Annotated in this window: 1 tRNA gene; it reads left to right on the forward strand. The window is 61.1% G+C overall.

Going from position 1 to position 625, the window contains the following annotated elements:
- Positions 1–374 precede the first annotated feature (374 nt).
- A tRNA-OTHER gene (locus E4F61_RS14020) sits at positions 375–463 on the forward strand.
- Positions 464–625 lie beyond the last annotated feature (162 nt).

A 625-nucleotide genomic window follows, 5' to 3' on the forward strand; every position in this document is an offset into this window, starting at 1 on the left:
CGCTTCGCGGCGCGGCTTAACTCAGGTGTTAGTCGGCTTGGGTAACATCGTAGTAGCCGGTATAGGAAGCTCACATGGCGAAGATTTGAAAGTACTTCACACCGATAGCTCTTCTCGCGTTCTCGCTGCTGGTGTACTTCGGCCCACCCGATGCTCGCGTGCTGTTTTGGCACATGGGCTCCGCGGGTAGAGTGACGGTCGCAGTCGTTGCGCTCGCACTGAGCGCCTTCTGTGCTTATTCCATTTACCGCACAGGCCGAAGTACTCAGGGCAGCAGCCAGCATGGTCGCTAGCCGCTCGCCTAACAATTCGTCCAAGCCGACGCCGCTTCGCGGCGCGGCTTAACTCAGGTGTTAGGCGTCTTTTCGTTTCTTGCCGGCGTAGCGGAATTGGTACACGCACCACGCTAGTGGTCCCAGCAGACTCGTCTGCTCGGGTGCAGGTTCAACTCCTGCCGCCGGCGCCTCTAGCGCGTCGCTCCTGTTTCCCGCTCGTTAGCCTTAGCTGGTCATCCGGGAGCCGTGGCCTGGGTATGCCTAAGTCCTCGCGGTGCCCGTCTGCTTCCGCGTGCCCGCGAGAGCCCACGCGCTGCTCTGCGCCTTCGGCTACTCTCGCGCCTAACAAT

The organism is Cognatilysobacter segetis, from assembly GCF_004359965.1.
GTDB classification, from domain to species: domain Bacteria; phylum Pseudomonadota; class Gammaproteobacteria; order Xanthomonadales; family Xanthomonadaceae; genus Cognatilysobacter; species Cognatilysobacter segetis.